The sequence below is a fragment of the Denitratisoma sp. genome (assembly GCA_032027165.1).
In the GTDB taxonomy this organism is placed as follows: Bacteria; Pseudomonadota; Gammaproteobacteria; order Burkholderiales; family Rhodocyclaceae; genus Desulfobacillus.
Genome location: JAVSMO010000001.1, coordinates 1,268,714 through 1,287,836 on the forward strand (window position 1 = coordinate 1,268,714; position 19,123 = coordinate 1,287,836).

At 66.5% G+C, this 19,123-nt stretch carries 23 protein-coding genes; 6 read left to right on the top strand and 17 right to left on the bottom strand.

The features are described 5' to 3' along the window. Positions 1-66: 66 nt before the first annotated feature. A complete protein-coding gene (gene lplT, locus ROZ00_06280) occupies positions 67-1,389 on the top strand; it encodes a lysophospholipid transporter LplT (GenBank protein ID MDT3735811.1) in 1,323 nt (440 codons plus the stop codon). Here the strand turns inward: lplT and ROZ00_06285 are convergent, their stop codons facing one another. The 10 genes from ROZ00_06285 to ROZ00_06330 form a co-directional block, all read right to left on the bottom strand. Continuing rightward, positions 1,390-1,890: a TPM domain-containing protein gene (locus ROZ00_06285; protein ID MDT3735812.1), complete on the bottom strand. Its 501-nt coding sequence runs from the start codon at positions 1,888-1,890 to the stop codon at positions 1,390-1,392. Next, positions 1,884-2,723 (bottom strand): TPM domain-containing protein, encoded by an 840-nt coding sequence (locus ROZ00_06290; GenBank protein MDT3735813.1) that lies wholly within the window; start codon positions 2,721-2,723, stop codon positions 1,884-1,886. The genes ROZ00_06285 and ROZ00_06290 overlap by 7 nt, the downstream gene beginning before the upstream one ends. A gap of 6 nt (positions 2,724-2,729) precedes the next feature. After that, complete coding sequence (locus ROZ00_06295) at positions 2,730-3,380, bottom strand: LemA family protein (protein ID MDT3735814.1); 651 nt, start codon at positions 3,378-3,380, stop codon at positions 2,730-2,732. A 63-nt stretch (positions 3,381-3,443) separates the two neighbouring features. Continuing rightward, complete coding sequence (locus ROZ00_06300) at positions 3,444-4,358, bottom strand: cation diffusion facilitator family transporter (protein MDT3735815.1); 915 nt, start codon at positions 4,356-4,358, stop codon at positions 3,444-3,446. Continuing rightward, the gene (locus tag ROZ00_06305; protein MDT3735816.1) at positions 4,345-5,061 is read right to left on the bottom strand and encodes a uracil-DNA glycosylase; all 717 of its coding nucleotides are present in this window, start codon (positions 5,059-5,061) and stop codon (positions 4,345-4,347) included. Before ROZ00_06305 ends, ROZ00_06300 begins: the two co-directional genes overlap by 14 nt. Continuing rightward, on the bottom strand, positions 5,058-5,519 hold the full coding sequence (gene rimI / locus ROZ00_06310) for a ribosomal protein S18-alanine N-acetyltransferase (GenBank protein ID MDT3735817.1): 462 nt from the start codon (positions 5,517-5,519) through the stop codon (positions 5,058-5,060). The genes ROZ00_06305 and rimI overlap by 4 nt, the downstream gene beginning before the upstream one ends. Beyond that, positions 5,516-6,208: a tRNA (adenosine(37)-N6)-threonylcarbamoyltransferase complex dimerization subunit type 1 TsaB gene (tsaB, locus tag ROZ00_06315; GenBank protein ID MDT3735818.1), complete on the bottom strand. Its 693-nt coding sequence runs from the start codon at positions 6,206-6,208 to the stop codon at positions 5,516-5,518. The genes rimI and tsaB overlap by 4 nt, the downstream gene beginning before the upstream one ends. A gap of 184 nt (positions 6,209-6,392) precedes the next feature. Further along, entirely contained in the window at positions 6,393-6,605 is a 213-nt protein-coding gene (locus ROZ00_06320; GenBank protein MDT3735819.1) for a KTSC domain-containing protein, read from the bottom strand. Positions 6,606-6,658: 53 nt separating this feature from the next. Then, positions 6,659-6,976 carry a hypothetical protein gene (locus tag ROZ00_06325; GenBank protein MDT3735820.1) on the bottom strand — a complete coding sequence of 106 codons (318 nt, stop codon included), beginning with the start codon at positions 6,974-6,976 and terminating at the stop codon, positions 6,659-6,661. 9 nt (positions 6,977-6,985) lie between these two features. Beyond that, positions 6,986-7,261 (bottom strand): hypothetical protein, encoded by a 276-nt coding sequence (locus tag ROZ00_06330; protein MDT3735821.1) that lies wholly within the window; start codon positions 7,259-7,261, stop codon positions 6,986-6,988. Positions 7,262-7,602: 341 nt separating this feature from the next. Between ROZ00_06330 and ompR the strand changes: the two genes are divergently transcribed. Beyond that, entirely contained in the window at positions 7,603-8,328 is a 726-nt protein-coding gene (gene ompR / locus ROZ00_06335; protein ID MDT3735822.1) for a two-component system response regulator OmpR, read from the top strand. Continuing rightward, positions 8,325-9,638, top strand: a complete 1,314-nt coding sequence (locus tag ROZ00_06340) for an ATP-binding protein (GenBank protein ID MDT3735823.1) — start codon at positions 8,325-8,327, stop codon at positions 9,636-9,638. The genes ompR and ROZ00_06340 overlap by 4 nt, the downstream gene beginning before the upstream one ends. Positions 9,639-9,770: 132 nt before the next feature. On the opposite strand, the gene ROZ00_06345 is transcribed toward ROZ00_06340, so the two are convergent. Together ROZ00_06345 and ROZ00_06350 are read right to left on the bottom strand one after the other, a co-directional pair. After that, on the bottom strand, positions 9,771-10,883 hold the full coding sequence (locus ROZ00_06345; GenBank protein ID MDT3735824.1) for an AI-2E family transporter: 1,113 nt from the start codon (positions 10,881-10,883) through the stop codon (positions 9,771-9,773). Beyond that, positions 10,880-11,353, bottom strand: coding sequence for a cyclic nucleotide-binding domain-containing protein (locus ROZ00_06350; GenBank protein ID MDT3735825.1), 474 nt, complete (start codon positions 11,351-11,353; stop codon positions 10,880-10,882). The genes ROZ00_06345 and ROZ00_06350 overlap by 4 nt, the downstream gene beginning before the upstream one ends. 132 nt (positions 11,354-11,485) lie before the next feature. On the opposite strand from ROZ00_06350, the gene ROZ00_06355 reads away from it, so the two are divergent. Both ROZ00_06355 and ROZ00_06360 read left to right on the top strand, forming a co-directional pair. Further along, on the top strand, positions 11,486-11,926 hold the full coding sequence (locus tag ROZ00_06355; GenBank protein MDT3735826.1) for a host attachment protein: 441 nt from the start codon (positions 11,486-11,488) through the stop codon (positions 11,924-11,926). A gap of 14 nt (positions 11,927-11,940) precedes the next feature. Further along, positions 11,941-12,420 carry a cyclic nucleotide-binding domain-containing protein gene (locus tag ROZ00_06360; GenBank protein MDT3735827.1) on the top strand — a complete coding sequence of 160 codons (480 nt, stop codon included), beginning with the start codon at positions 11,941-11,943 and terminating at the stop codon, positions 12,418-12,420. 1 nt (position 12,421) lies between these two features. Here ROZ00_06360 and def read toward each other — a convergent pair whose 3' ends face one another. Together def and ROZ00_06370 are read right to left on the bottom strand one after the other, a co-directional pair. Next, positions 12,422-12,952 carry a peptide deformylase gene (gene def, locus ROZ00_06365; GenBank protein ID MDT3735828.1) on the bottom strand — a complete coding sequence of 177 codons (531 nt, stop codon included), beginning with the start codon at positions 12,950-12,952 and terminating at the stop codon, positions 12,422-12,424. 10 nt (positions 12,953-12,962) lie between these two features. After that, a complete protein-coding gene (locus tag ROZ00_06370; GenBank protein MDT3735829.1) occupies positions 12,963-13,703 on the bottom strand; it encodes an S-methyl-5'-thioinosine phosphorylase in 741 nt (246 codons plus the stop codon). A gap of 112 nt (positions 13,704-13,815) precedes the next feature. On the opposite strand from ROZ00_06370, the gene typA reads away from it, so the two are divergent. After that, positions 13,816-15,636 (top strand): translational GTPase TypA, encoded by a 1,821-nt coding sequence (gene typA / locus ROZ00_06375; GenBank protein MDT3735830.1) that lies wholly within the window; start codon positions 13,816-13,818, stop codon positions 15,634-15,636. A gap of 13 nt (positions 15,637-15,649) precedes the next feature. Here typA and ROZ00_06380 read toward each other — a convergent pair whose 3' ends face one another. Genes ROZ00_06380 through ligA form a run of 3 tightly spaced genes read right to left on the bottom strand, consistent with a single transcriptional unit; the run spans position 15,650 to position 19,120 of the window. Beyond that, positions 15,650-16,198: a hypoxanthine-guanine phosphoribosyltransferase gene (locus ROZ00_06380; GenBank protein MDT3735831.1), complete on the bottom strand. Its 549-nt coding sequence runs from the start codon at positions 16,196-16,198 to the stop codon at positions 15,650-15,652. Continuing rightward, on the bottom strand, positions 16,198-17,079 hold the full coding sequence (galU, locus tag ROZ00_06385; GenBank protein MDT3735832.1) for a UTP--glucose-1-phosphate uridylyltransferase GalU: 882 nt from the start codon (positions 17,077-17,079) through the stop codon (positions 16,198-16,200). The genes ROZ00_06380 and galU overlap by 1 nt, the downstream gene beginning before the upstream one ends. Before the next feature lie 19 nt (positions 17,080-17,098). Beyond that, on the bottom strand, positions 17,099-19,120 hold the full coding sequence (gene ligA / locus ROZ00_06390) for an NAD-dependent DNA ligase LigA (protein ID MDT3735833.1): 2,022 nt from the start codon (positions 19,118-19,120) through the stop codon (positions 17,099-17,101). Positions 19,121-19,123 lie beyond the last annotated feature (3 nt).

Consider the following 19,123-nt stretch of genomic DNA (forward strand, 5'->3'; position numbering starts at 1 on the left):
AGCCGCCACCCCAGTCTTATAAGAAAAGATGCCGGCCGTACACACCGCTCTGCGGCATATCGCTGAATGAATCTCGGCTTCTACATCATCATGGCGGCGCAGTTCTTCTCTGCGCTGGCGGACAACGCCCTCCTCATCGCCGCCATCGCCATGCTGCGGGACATCCAGTCGCCCGCCCAGTACGAGCCGCTGCTGAAACTGTTTTTCACCGTCTCCTACGTCGCCCTGGCGGCCTTCGTCGGCGCCTTCGCCGACTCGATGGCCAAGGGACGCGTCATGTTGATCAGCAACACCATCAAGATCGCCGGCTGCTTCCTTCTGCTGGTGTCGACGGTGCCGAACCTGGATCTTCTCGGCATCCCGATTCACTACTACGTGCTGCTCTCGTATGCCATCGTCGGCCTCGGCGCCGCAGCCTATTCGCCGGCGAAATACGGCATCCTCACCGAGTACCTGCCGCACGACAAGCTGGTCATCGCCAACGGCTGGATCGAGGGCCTGACGGTGGCCGCCATCATCCTCGGCACGGTACTGGGCGGCGTGCTGATCAACCCGACGGTGAGCGGCTATCTCCTGACCGTCGACCTGCCTGGCATCGAAACCACGGTCGACACGCCCGCTGAAGTGGCCATGCTGGTGATCTCCCTGCTCTACCTGATCGCCGCCGTCTTCAACTTCTACATCCCGGACACCGGCGTCGACCACAAGCCGCTGCACAGGAACCCGATGTACCTCATGCGCGAGTTCTGGCACTGCGTACGCCTGCTCTGGCGCGACAAGCTGGGCCAGATCTCGCTCGCCGTCACCACCCTGTTCTGGGGCGCCGGCGCCACCCTGCAGTTCATCGTGCTGAAGTGGGCCGACAAGGCGCTCGGCCTGCCGCTCGACAAGGCCACCGTGCTCCAGGGCGTCGTGGCGCTCGGCATCGCCGCCGGCGCGGTCATCGCCGCAAAAGCCGTCTCGCTGGACAAGTCGGTGAGGGTATTGCCGGTCGGCATCGCCATGGGCATCGTCGTCATGGGCATGGTCTTCGTCACCGGTCTGCCGGTGGCGCTGGTGATGATGGTGGCAGTCGGCGCCATGGCCGGCTTCTTCGTCGTGCCGATGAACGCCCTGCTGCAACACCGCGGCCACATCCTGATGGGCGCCGGGCATTCCATCGCCGTGCAGAACTTCAACGAGAACACCAGCATCCTCGTCATGCTCGGCCTGTACGCCCTGCTGGTCTATCTGGACCTGTCGATCTACGCGGTGATCATCCTGTTCGGCGTTTTCGTCAGCCTGACCATGCTGCTGGTCGGCTTCTGGCACCGCCGCAACATGCGCGAGCACGGCGAGGAACTGCAGCAGCTCCTCGCCGCCGCGAAAAACGTCAACGCCCACCACTGATCAGAGAATCGCCGGCCGATCCGGCAGTTCGTTCGGATTGGCCCCAAGCGGCGGGAAGTGCCGCGCCAGGCGGATGCCGATTTCCTCGATGGCGGCAATCGTCCCCTGCTCGAAGTTCCCGTTGCGGTAGCTCTCCTCGAGGCGATGGCAGATGGCGTCCCACTCGGCCTGCGGCACCAGGGCGTTGATGCCGCGATCGGCGAGGATTTCCACCTCGCGGTCGACCAGCTGGACATAGATCAGGACGCCGCTGTTGTTCTCGGTGTCCCACACGCGCAACCGGGAAAAAACCTCTACGGCACGCAGCCGGGCTGTCTCGCCATGCAATAGCGAGGCGAGCGGCAGACCGGCTTCGACGGCGAAGCGGATCTCGCCGGCATGGCGCGTTTCGGAGGCGGCGATGGACGCCTCCACCGCCTGCATGACCCGCGCAGGAAAACACTTGCCCACCTGCCAGTCCGGCGTCAGCAGATGTCGCAGCAGTCGTGAAAGGCTCACCATCGTCCCGATGCCCCCCCGCCGCCGAATCCGCCCCCGCCACCGGAGAAGCCGCCGCCGGACCCGCCCCGCCCCCCGTAGCCGTGCAGGCCATGCGCACCGGCAATGCCCGACAGCGTCAGAAAGAACACGACCAGGGCGATCACCAGCGCAACCGATGCGCTGCCGAGCAGGAGCCAGCCGCCGAAGAAGGCCACGCCGCCCGCCAGCGCGCCGCCGAGCAGCCTGCCGAAGAGGGCTCGCAGGAGGCCGCCCCCGACGAAAACGAACAACATGGCCAGCGGCAGGAGGTCCTCCCAGGAATCGGCGGTTGCAGCGCCCTGCATGCGTCTCCGGGGCGGTGGCAGCGGCTCGCCGGCGATGACCGTCATGATTTGCGACACGCCGTCCTGCAAGCCGCCGAAATAATCGCCCGACCTGAAGCGCGGCAGCATGGTTTCCTCGATGATGCGCTTTGCCACGGCATCGGGCAGCGCCCCTTCCAGGCCCCGGCCGACTTCGATGCGCAGGGCGCGGTCGTCGCGGGCGACGAGAACGATGACGCCGTCGTCGACGCCCTGCCGCCCGATCTTCCAGGCTTCCGCGACGCGGATGCCATAGGCTTCGATGGATTCCGGCTTCGTGGAGGGAAGCAACAGGATGGCAATCTGGCTGCCGCGGCTTTTCTCGAACTGGGCCAGGTCGGCTTCCAGCGCCGCCGCCTGGTCGCGGCTCAAGATGCCGACAAGGTCGGTGACCCGCGCCTTGAGCGGCGGCACGGCAACGAGGTCATCCGCCGCCAGGGCGCCGGCAACCGGCAGCCAGAGCGCAAGCAGCAGCCTCGCGGCGAAACCCATGCAGGCTCAATAGCCGGCCGAAAGGGCGCTGCCTGCCGGCTTGCCGGCGGCCGCGCCCGGCTTGGCGCCGCCGTCGAACTTGATGGCGGGCGGCGTCGACAGCGCCTTCTCGTCCTCGACCGTGAAGTTGGCCTTGGTCTTGTAGCCGAACAGCATGGCGGTCAGATTGCTGGGAAAGACGCGCACGGTGGTGTTGTATTCCTGCACCGCCTTGATGTAGCGGTTGCGGGCGACGGTAATGCGATTCTCCGTCCCCTCCACCTGCGCCTGCAGGTCGCGGAAGCTGGCGTCGGCCTTCAGGTTCGGATAATTCTCCACCACCACCAGCAGGCGAGACAGCGCGCCGGAGAGCTGGGCCTGGGCAGCCTGGAATTGGGCGAAGGCCTGGGGATCGTTGACCAGTTCCGGGGTCGCCTTGATGCCAGCCACCTGGGCGCGCGCCTCGGTCACCTTGGTCAGCACCTCCTTTTCGTGCGCGGCATAGCCCTGCACGATCTGCACCAGGTTGGGGATCAGGTCGGCGCGGCGCTTGTACTGGTTGAGCACCTCCGACCAGGCAGCCGTGACCTGTTCATCGGTCGTCTGGATCCGGTTGTAGCCGCAGCCGGACAGCAGGCTGGCGGCAAGGACCAGCAGGGCAAGTAGCTTGAGGCGCATCGCGATCTCCTTCGGTTGTGGTGCGGGTTTAACGTAAGGGCGGAGGCGCCGGTTTCAAGGCGCTCAACGGACGTCCGGCTCGAAGAATACCCATTTCGCCGCGGGGAAACGCTCCTGCATGCGCGCCTCGACGGCATTGATGCGCCCGACCAGCTCGGCGCCGCTGATGCGCTCCGCCTCCGCCATGCGCGCCTTGACGGCGATCACCACCTTGTCGCCCCAGGCCAGCGTGATGACGTTGAGCACCTCGGCCACCTCGGGCTGCGCGGCGACGAAGCGCTGGATGTCCTCGCGCAGTTCGGGGGAGGCGGATTCGCCGACGATGAGCCCCTTCACCTCGATCATCACCAGCACGGCGATGGCCATCAGCACCACGCCGACGCTGATCGTGCCGAGCGCATCCCACAGCGGGTTGCCGGTCAGCAGCGCGGCGGCGACGGCGCAGAAAGCCAAAGTCAGTCCCGCTAGGGCGGCGATGTCCTCGCCCGCCACCACCATCAGCTCGGATTCGCGCGTCTCGCGGAACCAGCGCAGGAAGGGCTTGCCGTGCGCCACCTTGCGGATCTCGCGCATGGCACCGGCCAGGGAGAAGGCCTCCAGCACGACGGCGACGCCGAGCACGAGCAGCGCCACCAGCCCGTTTTCCAGCGGGTGCGGATGGCGCAGCCGCTCGAGGCCTTCGTAGACGGAGAAGGCGCCGCCCATGAAGAACAGCAGCAGCGCGACGATCATCGACCAGAAATAGGTGACGCGGTGATGCCCCAGAGGATGGTCGACGCTCTCGGGCCGCCTCGCCTCCTTCATGCCAAGCAGCAGCAGGACCTGGTTCACGCAATCGGCCGTCGAGTGGATCGCTTCGGCCAGCATGGAACCGGAGTTCGTCCACCAGGCGGCGCCGAACTTGGACACGGCGATGCCGAAGTTGGCGCCGAGCGCGTAGAGGATGGCCCGGACCGAACCTTCGTTATGCGACGACATCGGAAGATCCCTGCATGGTGCGCCGCGCGAAACACAGGTCTTCCCAGGCCTTCGCCTTGTCCGTCAGGTTGCGCAGCAGGTAGGCCGGGTGGTAGGTGACGATGAGCGGGATGCCCCGGTAATCGAAAAGCCGGCCGCGCGCGGCGCCGACCTTCACTTCGGCGTTGAGCAGCGTCTCCGCCGCCGGCTTGCCCAGGGCGACGATGAGCTTCGGCCGGATCAACTCGATCTGCCGCTGCAGGTAGGGGAAGCAGGCGGCCGTCTCTTCCGGCTCGGGCGTGCGGTTGCCGGGCGGGCGGCATTTCACTGCATTGCCGATGTACACCTTGCGGCCGCGCTGCAGGCCGATCGAAGCCAGCATGGCGTCGAGCAGCTTGCCGGCCTGGCCGACGAAGGGCTCGCCCTTCTCGTCCTCCTCTGCGCCCGGCCCTTCGCCGACGAAGAGCCAGTCGGCGTCGACGTCGCCGACGCCGAGCACCGCCTGCTTGCGCCGCTCGCACAGGCGGCAGTCGCGGCAGCCGGCTACCGCGTCTTTCAGTTCGTCCCAGCCCATGGCGGCAATGCGCAGTGCCCGCTCGTCCCCCGCCGGGGCGGCGGCCGGGGCGGTTTCCGCCGGCGTTTCTGCCGCAGCGGCAGGTTTGTCCCGCAGCCGCCACAGCGGCGCCAGGCCCATCTCCCTCAGGATGCTCTCTCGCCTGCTCATAAAGTCAGTGCCATCACCACGGCGTCCTCACGCCCTTCCCCGGCCGGATAGTAGCCGCGCCGCCGGCCGATCGTCTCGAACCCCAGGCGGCTGTACAGGCCCTGCCCGGACACGTTGGAGGGCCGCACCTCGAGGAACATGCGTCTGGCCCCGTGCGTGCGCGCCAGGCTGAAGAGATGATGCATGATGAGCAGGCCATAGCCGTGCCGCTGCCAGTCGGGCGCCACCGTGATGTTGAGAAGGTGCGCCTCGTCGAGCACCAGCATCATGACGGCATAGCCGATCAGTTCGCCTTCGATCCTGCAGCACCAGGCGCTGTAGCCGGACGCCAGCGAGTCGGCAAAATTGGCGCGCGACCACGGGAAAGGAAAGGCACGCTGCTCGACGGCCAGCACGGCATCGATGTCCTCCGGCCGCATCGGCTCGAAATCCGGCACGTTTCTCAGGACGGCGCTCATGCCTTGCCCCCCGCGGCGAGGCGCTCGACGGTGGTCCGTGCCACCTTGTCCCGCACGTACAGGGGCGCCGCCAGCGCGGCATCGACGCCTTCGCCCCGCGCGAATCGCGGCACGGCCAACCGCAAGAGGGCGCCGGCTCGCGGACGCGCCATGCCGTCCACGCGGAGCATCGACGGGCCCAGCCGCGCGGCGAGCGCCGCGCCATAGGCGGCGAAACCGCTGCCGCAGCCGATCCAGCCCTGCCCCGGCGGCACCGGCGCCTGCGACGGCGCGGTCACCGCAGGCGCCACGGCCGTCTCGATGGACTCCCCGCAAACCCGGTAGGCGGCGCTGTAGACCTCGTTCATGCGTGCATCCACGCAGGCATACACCAGGCCATCGCCCGCTCCCAGCGCCAGGGCTTCGAGACTGGCGATGCCGAGGACGGGCAGGCCGGCGCCAACGGCCAGTCCCTGCGCCATGCTGCAGGCGAGCCGCAGGCCGGTGAAGGCCCCGGGCCCGGCACCGAAGGCGATGCCGTCCAGGTCGGCCAGTGCCGTACCCTGATCGTCCAGCAGGGCCTGCACCAGCGGCAAGGCGATTTCCGAATGCGGGAGACCGCGCGCGCCTTCCTGCTCGACAACGCGGCCATCGAGGAAAAGCGCAGCGGTGAAAAGATCGGTTGAGGATTCGAGGGCGAGGAGTTTCACGTGCGGGATTTTACCCGACGCCGTCGGACTCCACGGGGGAATTACCCGATGCGCCGGGCTGCATACTCATCCTCGACGTTGTGGCTCCGGCCGCGATTTCGGCGCTTAACATCGGCTGCGCCGATGTTAGCCTGCGCCGCAACGTCGAACGCGTCCGATGGCGTCCGAATCAAGGACAAGCCTGCTACTTCACGCGCCGCGCCGCATACTCTTCCTCGACGTTGTCGCGGAAATAGCTCCACATCGATCCCGAGGTGCTCAGGCGCCGCCAGGTTTCCTGCGGCACGCCGGCATACTCGACCAGCTTGCGGTCGTCGAACTCGACGCGCAGGAGCCGCTTGCCGGGATCGTAGCCGATGGCGCGCAGCTTGCCGGCGTTGACCTGCTTCATATCCATGGCGTTTCCTTCGGCGAACTGCGCGTCCTGCCTGCCGGCACCTGGCCCTGCCCTCAGCCCTTGCCGGCCTGGATTGCCTGGCGGTCCTTGTCGCGCAGATCCTTCATCTGTTTCCGTTCCTGCGCATGGCAGACGGCCATGGCAGCCATGCCGGATGCGGCGCGTACGCACGACCGCGCCTTTTGCAGGATCCTGATCTTGGCATCGATATGCTCGAGCACACGCTCCTTCATTTTCTGTTGCGATTGGCCTTTCTCGGCGCTGGCCTGGGGCGGTGCGCCTTCCCTGGGTGCCCCGGCGGCCAGGGAAGAAGGCGGCATGGAAAGGACTGCAAGCAATGAGAAATACATCAGGCGAACGGCGGCTTTCATGGCATCCCTCTAGAAACGTTTCGGGCGATCTCGATAAACATCGCGTCCATGCTCGCGGATATCCCGGCGCAATTGCAGGCGTTCTTCCGGCGTAAGGCGCCCGGCGCGGCCCTGCTCGCCCGACATGCCGTCCTGCTGCCGGCGCTGCCTGCCCTCATCCGGACGGTACTCGCGCTGCTGCCGCTCGTCACCCCAGGCGCGCTCGCGGCCGCCCGGCTGAGCCAGTGCCGGCATGCTCGCCGCCAGTGCCACGAGAACTCCTGCGAGCAAAACCAGTTGCTTCACGCGCTCATCCTTTCATTGCAGGCATGCACCGCATGCTTCGCCTGACGTTGCCGGTTGTCATGCCGTTCATTCTAAATGTGCCGGCCCGGCCTGTTAAGGCCGCGTTGCAGGCCGCGGTCGGGAGCACCGACCGACGAAGGTCGTCTTCCGTCTCCCCGTTCGGTTCCCGGCACCCGATCGCCCGGGCACTGGAGGCATCGTAAGCGGCCCCTGTAAGCAGCCTGTGAACGATTCCCCGTAGTTTGTAAAAATTTGTTTCATGCTTGCCTGACCGCAACACGTTCTTACCAAGTCGATCGATCCGACTGGAAAGGCAGGGACACTGACGGTAGGATTCGCCCATGCCTGAAAACAGACTGAAGATTCTCGTCGTGGACGACGACCAGCGGCTGCGTAACCTGCTCCAGCGCTACCTCGACGAACAGGGATTCGCCGTGAAGGGGGTGGATGGCGCCGCCGCCATGGACAAGGCGCTGGTACGCGAACGCCATGACCTGATCGTGCTCGACCTGATGATGCCCGGCGAGGATGGCCTATCGGTCTGCCGCCGCCTGCGCGGAAGCAAGGACGACATACCCATCATCATGCTCACCGCCAAGGGCGACGACGTCGACCGCATCGTCGGCCTGGAGATGGGTGCCGACGACTATCTGCCCAAGCCCTTCAATCCGCGCGAACTGGTCGCGCGCATCCATGCCGTTCTGCGCCGCCGCGCCGCGCCGCTGCCCGCCGGCGCGCCCGCAACCGAGGAAGGTGAAGTCAGCTTCGGCTCGGTCAGCGTCAACCTCGCCACGCGGATCCTGACACGCAAGGGCAAGGAACACGCGCTGACCACCGGCGAGTTCGCCGTGCTCAAGGTGTTGCTGCAACACCCGCGCCAGCCGCTTTCGCGCGACAAGCTGATGGAACTGGCGCGCGGCCGAGAATACGAGGTCTTCGACCGCGCCATCGACGTACAGGTCTCGCGCCTGCGCAAGCTGGTCGAGGACGATCCCGCCAAGCCGCGCTACATCCAGACCGTCTGGGGATACGGCTACGTGTTCGTCCCCGACGGCAAGCAGCAATGAAATTGCTGCCGCAGACCCTCCTCTGGCGCACCTTCCTCCTGCTTGCCACGCTCATGATCCTGGCCGTGGCGGCCTGGGCGGCGATCTTCAACAGCCTGGAGCGGGAGCCGCGTGCCCGCCAGCTCGCCCAGATGGTGGTCAGCGTCGTCAATCTCACGCGCAGCGCCCTCGTCACCGCACAGCCCGACAAACGGCGCGAACTGCTGCTGGAACTGTCGGACCGCGAGGGTATCCGCATCTACCCGGTCGAGGAGAACGAGGTGGTCGCGCCGCTGCCGGAGCGCTCGCAATTCCTCCAGCTGGTCGCCGCCGAGGTGCGCCGGCAGCTCGGCGGCGACACGCGCATGACGCGAAACCGCGACGGCAAGGCCGGCTTCTGGGTCAGTTTCCGCATCGATGGCGGCGACGAGTACTGGCTGATGCTGCCGCGCGAACGCGTCGAGCGCAACATTCCCCTGCAATGGCTGGGCTGGGGCGCTGCCGCCCTTCTGCTGGCGCTGGCCGGCGCCTACCTCATCATGTTCCGGGTCACGCGGCCGCTCAAGGCGCTGGCCGGCGCCGCGCACGACATCGGCCTCGGCCGCCGCCCTCCGCCGCTGGCCGAAACCGGCCCCGGCGAGATCCGCAGCGTGACGCACGCCTTCAACCAGATGTCGAGCGACCTCGCACGTCTGGACGAGGACCGCGCGCTCATCCTCGCCGGCATCTCTCACGACCTGCGCACCCCGCTCACCCGGCTGCGCCTGGCTGCCGAGATGACCGCTGACGAAGCCGCGCGGGAAGGCATCGCTGCCGACATCGACGAGATGGACAAGATCATCGGCCAGTTCCTCGACTTCGCTCGTGACACGGAAGGCGAGCCGGCGGAGCCGACGGACCTGAATGCCGTGATCGCCCATGTCGCCGCACCACTGCAGCGGCGCGGCGCCCGCATCGACCTGCGATTGGCCGAACTGCCCCCGTTCATGCTGCGCCCGCTGGCCCTGCTCCGCCTCGCCGGCAACCTGATCAACAATGCCCTGCACCATGGCGGCGAGGCCGGCGCGGTCGAGGTCGCGACGCGACGCGAGGGGACGAACGTCGTGCTGGACGTCATGGACCGCGGACCCGGCATTCCGCAGGAGGAAATCGAACGCCTCAAGCAGCCATTTACGCGCCTCGACGCGGCCAGAACCGGCGCATCCGGGGCCGGCCTCGGCCTGGCCATCGTAGACCGCGTCGCAAAAGGCCATGGCGGCCGCTTCGACCTGCTGCCGCGAGAGGGCGGCGGGCTGATCGCGCGCGTCACCCTGCCGGCACGGTCAGTCTGAGACTTCCGGAATTGCAACGAAGACGCCCTGCGAACTCAAAACGCGGGAAGCGATGGAACGGCACGTGAAGGATGGAGCGCTGCGCGGCAGGCCCTACGAGGCCAACGACGGCCTCGCCGACCGCATGCGCAATCAGGCCTGAAGGTCGGCCGCCGCCTGCTGCGCCTTGAGCCGCCGGGCGTAGGCATGGCGCGCCTGGAGGCGCGGATCGGTGACGATCATGCCGACCGTTTCACCCACCACCATGGCGATGCCGAGCAGGGGCAGCACCAGCATCAGGCCGGCCACGCCGGCCACCGCGCCGCCGACGAAAATCATCAGTACCGTGAGCAAGGGATGCATGCGCAGGCTGCGTCCGATGGTGAGCGGCATGAAGACGAAATCGTCGAGCAGCCGCACCAGGATGAACACGATGATCGCGCCGTAGGCCATCCACGGGTCGAGCGGAAAGTCCGTCGCCGCCACCAGCACCACCAGCAGGCAGCCGAGGATGGAGCCGACATAGGGCACCCAGGCCAGCACGGCGCAGACCAGGCCGAGCATCAGGGGTGCCGACAAGCCGATCACCCACAGGCCGATGGCGAGCGCGATGGTGTCGAGGATGGTCAGGCTGATCAGGCCCTGGAAATAGGCGCGCGCCGTCTTGTCCATCTCGTGCATCAGGTAGAGCGTGCGCTCGAAAAAGGCGTTGGGCACGGCATTGGCGATGAACTTGGTGAAGCGGCGCCCGTCGCGCAGGAAGAAAAAGGCGAGGAAGGGCGCCAGGAGCAGCGAGGGCAGCCAGGCGGCCAGGGTGACGACGAAGTCGGCCAGATAGCGCTGGGCGAAGGTTTCGGTAAAGGCGGCGATCTGCTCGCTGACGTTGCGGCTCAGGCTGGCCCGCTCGAGGAAATCGAACTGCGCCTCCAGCCCGTCCATGGTCTTCTGCAGCAGCAGGCTGCCGCCCTCGACGTAGCGCGCCAGGGAGGCCTGCCAGCTGACGGCGTGCGAACTGACCCAGGGGAACAGCAGGGCGGCGCAGATCAGCAGCAGCACGATGAAGCCGCCGCCGGTGATGGCGGCAGCGGTCTTGCGATGGAAGCCGTTGAGCACCAGGCGGTGCGTCGCCGGCTGCAGGAAATAATAGATGATCAGCGCCAGCAGGAAAGGCACCACCAGCCAGAGGATCTTCTTGAAGAGGAGCAGCAGCAGGCAGGTCGACGCGATGATGCCGATCCAGACGACCGGCCCCGAACTGCGGTTCATTCCGACTGGCTTCCCGGTGCGGTGACGGTCTCGCGCAGGCGCTGGCCGATGTGGCGCGCCAACTGCAGGGAGATCTTCGAGGCGATGACGGCGTGGGTCTCCAGCAGGCCGAGGAAATCGGCGCGGAACAGCACCGCCATGGCGCAGTTCTCCGCGGCGCGGGCCTGCGCGGCGCGCGGCGAATTGTCCAGCAGCGCCAGTTCGCCGAAGAGGCGTCCCTCGCCCAGTTCGGCGATCTTGCCGCCAGTCGCCTGGCCCTGCCGGCAGATCAGCACCTTGCCGGACTCGATGATATAGAGCGCCTGCCCCTCCTCGCCCTGGTCGAAGATCACCTCGTCCTTGAGAAAGCTGCGCTCGTGCAGCAATCCATCGACCGTCTTCAGTTCGCGCGGACTCAGGGTTGAAAACAGCGACAATGTCCGCAACTGCTTGATGCGGGGTGAATCTTCGTCTTTGCTGAAAAGAAACATGACTGCTTTTATCCCCTGTCGCCTCTGGCTGCCCCCTGCCGGCTTGTCGCCATGAGGACGGTTTTGTGACAAACTGAAAACGTTGCATTCAGTCGTTCGGAATAAGTCTAGCATCTTCAAGGGAGTACCTACATGGCCACCACCTGGATTCTTGTCGCCAACGCCAGCCAAGCCAAGCTCTATGCCAATACCGGTCCCAAGAAGGGGCTCGTACTCGTCAAGGACATGAAACACCCGGAGAGCCGCGAAAAGGCCTCCGACCTCGTCAGCGACCGGCCCGGCCAGATGCACAGCCCGGGCAACGGTCATCGTGCCAGCCAGCCGAAGACCGACCCGAAAACCAACGAGGCCCGCCACTTCGCCCAGGAACTGGCGCGCGAACTGAACCATGGCCGCAGCAGCGGTCAGGCAGGGCGAGTCATCCTGGTCGCCCCGCCCGCCTTCATGGGACTGCTCAACGAAAAGCTCGATGGTCCGACGGCAAACATCGTCTCCGACCGCTTCGAGAAGGACTACACGAAGGCCACCGACAAGGAACTTGCCGGCCACCTCGAGTCCTGCATCTTCCTCTGATCCGCGGGACGGGCATGGGAACCTGGATCAAGGAGGCCTTCACCTTCCAGGATCTGCAACGGATCATGTCCAGGCTGATCGACCGCGTGCCGGTCTTTGCCGAACTCAGCCAGCAGGAACTGATCGACCTCCTCGCCAATGCCGAAAAGTGCACTTTCGGACCGGGTGACGCCATCCTCAACGAGGGCAGCACGGGCCACTTCATGTACGTGATGATGGAGGGTGCGGCGACGGTCGCCAAGAAGGGCCGTGGCGGACAAGCCAGCGAACTGGCGGCGCTCGGTTCGGGGGACAGCTTCGGCGAGATGTCGCTGGTGGACAAGGATCCCCGCTCGGCTTCCGTCACCGCCACCGCGGATTGCGTGCTGATCCGCATCCCGGAAAGCGCCTGCTGGAAGAACCCGGTGGTGAGCGCCAAGATCTTCCGCAACATCTCGCGCATCCTCTCGCGCCGGCTGCGCGAGGCGGATCGCACCCTTCTGCAGCAAGCCTGATTCAGTCTTCCGGGATGTCGGCGTCCGGGAAGAGGACATCGGTGTAGCCGAACTGCGTGAAATCGCGGATGCGCATCGGATACAGGATGCCATCCAGGTGGTCGCACTCGTGCTGCACGACGCGGGCATGAAAGCCCGTTGCTTCGCGCGAGATCGGCGCGCCGTCGGCATCGAAACCGCTGTAGCGCAGGCGTGCCCAGCGCGGCACCACGCCGCGCAGACCCGGCACCGACAGGCAGCCTTCCCAGCCCTCTTCCATTTCATCGGCGAGCGGTGCCAGCATGGGATTGACGAGAATGGTAAATGGCACCGGCTCGGCCTGCGGATAACGCGGGTTCGACTCGAAGCCGAAGATCACCACGCGCAGGCCGACGCCGATCTGCGGCGCCGCCAGCCCGGCGCCATTGGCGGCACGCATGGTCTCCTGCATGTCGTCGATCAGCTCATGCAGCTCCGGCGTGCCGAAGGCCTCCACCGGACGCGCCCTCTCCAACAGGCGCGGGTCGCCCATCCTGAGTATTTCCCGGATCATGAGAGCCTATCTATTGCTCGATGCAGATCATCTCGATGATGCGACGCACCCGTTCCATCGATTCCCGGAGGATGTCCTCCAGGGTGGCGAACTGGATGCCCAGCTTGCTGTCGCCGCGCCCGGCGGCGTGATTCGACACCACGGTGATGGCGGCATACGGCAGCTCGAGTTCGCGCGCCAGGGCCGCCTCCGGCATGCCGGTCATGCCGACGATGTCGGCGCCGTCGCGCTCCAGGCGATCGATCTCCGCCGCCGTCTCCAGGCGCGGGCCCTGCATCGCTGCGTAAATACTGCCGTCGGTCACCGCCTGTCCGGCGTCGCGCGCCGCCTCCAGCAGCACCTGGCGGAGTTCCGGGTCGTAGGGCTGGGTGAAGTCGATATGCACCACCGGCGTGTCGCCGCCTTCGTGAAAGGTGGCTTTGCGGCCCCAGGTGTAGTCAATGATCTGGTGCGGAATCACTATGTTGCCTGGGCCGAGATCGGCGCGAATGCCCCCCACCGAGGCGATTGAAACGATGCTGGTGGCGCCCGCCTGCTTCAGCGCCCACAGGTTGGCGCAATAATTCACCTCATGCGGCGGGATGGTATGGCCGTAACCGTGGCGGGCGATGAACACGGCCGGCCTGTCGCAGAGCCGTCCGAAGGTGAGCGGGCCGGACGGCTCGCCGTAGGGGGTGCGCACAACTTCGCGCCTTTCGACGGCCAAATTCGCCAGCTGGGTCAGGCCGCTGCCTCCGATGATTGCAAGCATTTGTTTTAAATCTATTTATCAAAATGGCGATTGTGGATAATTCTAGCATGGGGCTTAGCCGGGATGCGCTAAGGTGTTATACTGCCGGACTTTTTTCTTGCCGCACCGCACAATGACCCGCGCCATCCGCAACATCGCCATCATCGCCCACGTCGACCACGGCAAGACCACGCTCGTCGACCAGCTCCTCAAACAGTCCGGCACCTTCGCCGCCCACCAGCAGGTGGCGGAACGGGTCATGGATTCCAACGACCTGGAAAAGGAGCGCGGCATCACCATCCTGGCGAAGAACTGCGCCATCGAGTTCGAAGGCACCCATATCAACATCGTCGACACGCCGGGCCACGCCGACTTCGGCGGCGAGGTCGAGCGCGTGCTCTCGATGGTCGACGGCGTGCTGTTGCTGGTCGACGCCGTCGAGGGACCCATGCCGCAGACGCGCTTCGTCACGCGCAAGGCGCTGGCGCTGGGCCTGAAGCCCATCGTCGTCATCAACAAGATCGACCGTCCCGGCGCGCGCCCCGACTGGGTCATCAACCATACCTTCGACCTCTTCGACAAGCTCGGCGCCACCGAGGAGCAGCTCGACTTCCCCGTGGTGTTCGCCTCGGCCCTCAACGGCTACGCCATGCTCGAGTCGGACAAGCCCGGCAGCGACATGCGCCCGCTCTTCGAGGCCATCCTCAAGCACGTGCCGGAACCCAAGGTGGACGCCGAGGGCCCGCTGCAGCTGCGCATCTGCTCGCTCGACTATTCCAGCTACGTCGGCCGCATCGGCATCGGCCGCATCACGCGCGGCCGCCTCGGCCCCCTGCAGAACGTGCTCGTCATGAACGGGCCGGAGGACGACGAGCCGGTCAAGGCGCGCGTCAACCAGGTGCAGGTCTTCCGCGGCCTCGAGCGCGTGCTGACCGACGTCGCCGAGGCCGGCGACATCGTGCTCATCAACGGCATCGAGGAAGTCGGCATCGGCGTCACCCTCTGCGACCCCGAGCAGCCCGAGGCCCTGCCCCTCCTGACGGTGGACGAGCCGACGCTGACCATGAACTTCCAGGTGAACACCTCGCCCTTCGCCGGCAAGGAAGGCAAGTTCGTCACCAGCCGCCAGTTGCGCGAGCGCCTCGCCCGCGAGCTGATGAGCAACGTCGCCCTGCGCGTCGAGGACACGCCCGACGCCGACATCTTCCTGGTCTCCGGCCGCGGCGAACTGCACCTGACCATCCTGCTCGAGAACATGCGCCGCGAAGGCTACGAACTGGCCGTCTCGCGCCCGCGCGTGGTGCTGAAGGAAATCGAAGGGGAGAAGTGCGAACCCTACGAGATGCTGACGGTGGACTGCGAGGAAACCAACCAGGGCGCCGTCATGCAGGCCCTCGGCGAGCGCCGCGGCGACCTGCAGGACATGCAGCCGGACGGCAAGGGCCGCGTGCGCCTCGAGTACCGCATCCCGGCGCGCGGCCTGATCGGCTTCCAGTCGGAATTCCTCACCATGACGCGCGGCACCGGCATCATGAGCCACGTCTTCGACGATTACGCACCGATGAAGGGCGACATCGCCGAGCGCAGGAACGGCGTGCTGATCTCCGCCGAGCAGGGCGAAGCGGTCGCCTACGCGCTGTGGAAGCTGCAGGAACGCGGCCGCATGTTCGTCAGCCCCGGCGAGCCGGTGTACGAGGGCATGATCATCGGCATCAACAGCCGCGACAACGATCTGGTGGTGAACCCCGTCAAGACCAAGCAGCTCACCAACGTGCGCGCCTCCGGCAAGGACGAGGCCATCATGCTGGTGCCGCCGATCCAGATCACCCTGGAATCCGCCGTCGAGTTCATCGCCGACGACGAACTGGTGGAGATCACGCCGAAGTCGATCCGTCTGCGCAAGCGCCACCTGAAGGAACACGAGCGCCGCCGCGCCGGCCGCGAGGCCGCCTGAGCCGGATACGGGCCTACAGGCCCTTCACCGCATAGACCGCCGGCAGGTTGCGCCAGGCACCCTTGACGTCCATACCGAAGCCGAAGACGTAGCGGTTGGGCAGGTGTACGCCGACGAAATCCGCCGCCACCGGCTTCGCGCGGCCGAGGTCCTTGTCGGCGAAGACGACGATCCGGCAATCCTTCGCGCCCTGCTCAAGCAGGCGCCGCTTCACCGCCGCCAGCGTGATGCCTTCATCCAGGATGTCGTCCACCACCAGCACCGTGCGGCCGGCGATGCTGGCGCGCGGCGCGACGATCCAGGACAGTTCGCCGCCGGTGGTGGTGTCGCCGTAGCGGGTAACGTGCAGGTAATCGAATTCCAGCGGGAAATCCAGCAGCGGCAGGAGCTGGCCGGTGAAGATCACTGCACCGCCCATCACCGAGAGCACCAGCGGATGCGTGCCGCGCATTGCCGCGGCAATCTCGCCGGCGACGCGGCGTACTGCCGTCGCTGCCATCCCTTCCGGCACGACCAGGTCGGCCTCGTCGAGAATCCGCTGTGCCTCCTCCGCGGAAAGCATCAGGCGCGCCCCCCGACGTTCAGGCTGGCAAGGTACTCGGTAAAGGCCTGGCCGACCTCCGGATGCTTCCGGCCATAGGCGATGGTCGCCTTGAGATAACCCAGCTTGGAGCCGCAGTCGTAACGGACGCCATGGAAGGGGAAGGCCAGCACGGGCTCCTCCTCGATCACCGCAGCGATGGCATCGGTCAATTGGATCTCCCCGCCTGCGCCGGCCTGCACCCGGCGCAAATGATGGAAGATGCGCGGCGTCAGGACATAGCGGCCGATCACGGCAAGATTCGAGGGGGCCTTCTCGGGCGCCGGCTTCTCGACAATGGCCGTCACGTTCTGCAGGCCGTGCCGATCCGGCTCGACGCTGACGATGCCGTAAGCGCCGGTATCGCTGAGGGGCACGTTCTGCACGCCGAGGAGGGAACATTCATGCTTGCCGAATGCCTCCACCATCTGCCGCAGCACCGGCGGATCGGCGTCGATCAGATCGTCGGCCAGCAGCACGGCAAAGGGCTCGTCGCCCACCACCGGAGCGGCGCACAGCACGGCGTGGCCCAGTCCGAGCGGCTCGGCCTGGCGGATGTAGATGCAGTTGATGTGGGACGGGACGGTGTCCTGCACCAGTCGCAGCAGCTCGTGCTTGCCCCTCGCCTCGAGCTCGCTCTCCATCTCGTAGGCCTTGTCGAAGTGGTCTTCGATGGCGCGCTTGTTGCGGCCGGTGATGAAGACCATGTCGGTGATGCCGGCGGCCACCGCCTCCTCCACTGCGTACTGGATGAGCGGCTTGTCGACGACCGGCATCATCTCCTTCGGGCTGGCCTTGGTTGCCGGCAGGAAGCGGCTGCCCATGCCGGCGACCGGGAAGACGGCCTTGGTGATTTTCTTCATCTAACAAGCTCCATTTGTTTTACGTTCCGAGCAGCTGCCGCAGTCCGCCCTCGTCGATGACGGGGACGCCCAGCGCGCGGGCCTTGTCCAGCTTCGAGCCGGCTTCTTCGCCGGCAACGACATAATTGGTCTTTTTCGACACCGAGCCGCTGACCTTGCCGCCGGCCGCCTCGATCAGTGCCGTCGCGTCCTCTCGCGTCAGCCGCGGCAGGGTGCCGGTCAGGACAAAAGTCAGTCCCTGCAGCACGGCGGCCGAGCGCGATTCGGCATGCCCGCTGACGCCGGCCTCCTCGAGGCGGGCAATCACCTCGCGATTGTGCGCCTCGGCGAAGAATCCGGCGATGCTTTCGGCCACCACCGGACCGACGTCGGGCACGCGCTGCAGGTCCTCGATGCCGGCGTTCATCAGCGCCTCGAGGCTGCCGAAGCGGCGGGCCAGATCCTTGGCGGTGGCTTCGCCGACGTTGCGGATGCCCAGCGCGAAGATCAGCCGCGCCAGGGTCGTCTTCTTCGATCGTCCGATGGCGTCGACGATGTTCTGCGCCGACTTATCGCCCATCCGTTCGAGTTCGGCCAGGGTCGGAGCCTCCAGCCGGTAGAGGTCGGCGGCGTTCCTGACGAGGCCGCGCTCGACCAGCTGGTCCACCAGTTTCTCGCCGAGTCCCTCGATGTCGAGGGCACGGCGCGAGGCGAAGTGCAGAATGGCCTGCTTGCGCTGTGCCGGGCAGTAGAGGCCGCCGGTGCAGCGCGCCACCGCTTCATCGGACAGACGGCGGATGGCCGAGCCGCACACAGGGCAGGTGACCGGCATGACGAAAGGAGTCTCGTTGCCGTTGCGCCTATCCTTCACAACGGCGACCACTTCGGGAATGACGTCGCCGGCGCGGCGCACGATCACCGTGTCGCCGATGCGGACGTCCTTGCGCCGCACCTCGTCCTCGTTATGCAGCGTGGCGTTGGTCACCGTAACGCCGCCGACGAAGACGGGTGCAAGTCGCGCCACGGGGGTGATGGCGCCGGTGCGGCCGACGTAAACCTCGATGCCCTCGACAATGGTCAGCTCCTCCTGCGCCGGATATTTGTGTGCCACCGCCCAGCGCGGCTCGCGGCTGACGAATCCAAGACGTTCCTGCAGGGCGATGGAATTGACCTTGTACACCACTCCGTCGATGTCGAAGGGCAGCGCATCGCGATTTGCCAGAATGCCGGCGTGGAAGGCGATCAGTTCGTCGGCGCCCCGCACCACGGCGCGATGCTCGCAGACGGGGATGCCAAAGGCCGCCAGCGCATCGAGCACTGCGCTGTGCCGGGGCGGCATGTCCCAGCCGCGCATCTCGCCCACTCCGTAAGCGTAGAAGGACAGAGGCCGTTCCGCGGCGATCTTCGGGTCGAGCTGGCGAATGCTGCCGGCGGCGCCGTTGCGCGGATTGACCAGCGCCGGCCGGCCCAGTCCGCGCTGGCGCGCGTTGTAGCGCTCGAAGTCCGGACGGCTCATGTAGGCCTCGCCGCGCACTTCAAGAAGGGCGGGCGGCCGTCCCTTCAGACGCAGCGGGATGCAATGGATGGTGCGCACGTTCTGGGTGACGTCCTCGCCGGTCTCGCCGTCGCCGCGCGTCGCGGCCCGCGCCAGAACGCCGTCCTCGTAGCGCAGGCTGATGGCGAGACCGTCGAACTTCAGTTCGGCGGCATACTCGACCTGGGGTGCGCCCTCTTCCAGTCCCAGCGCGCGCCGCACGCGCGCGTCGAAGCTCCTGGCGCCTTCCGGTCCGGTATCGGTCTCGGTCTTGATGGAGAGCATCGGCACGGCATGGCGCACCGGTGCAAACTCCGGCAACGGACGGCCACCGACGCGCAAGGTCGGCGAATCGGACGTTTGCAATTCCGGGTATTGCGCCTCCAGCGCCTGCAGTTCGCGGAAGAGGCGGTCGTACTCGGCGTCCGGCACGGTCGGCGCATCGAGCACGTAATAGGCGCGGTTGTGGCGCTCGATCTCGGCGCGCAGCGCCTCGGCCCTCTCGGCGGCTTCGCGCGTCGCCGGCATGGC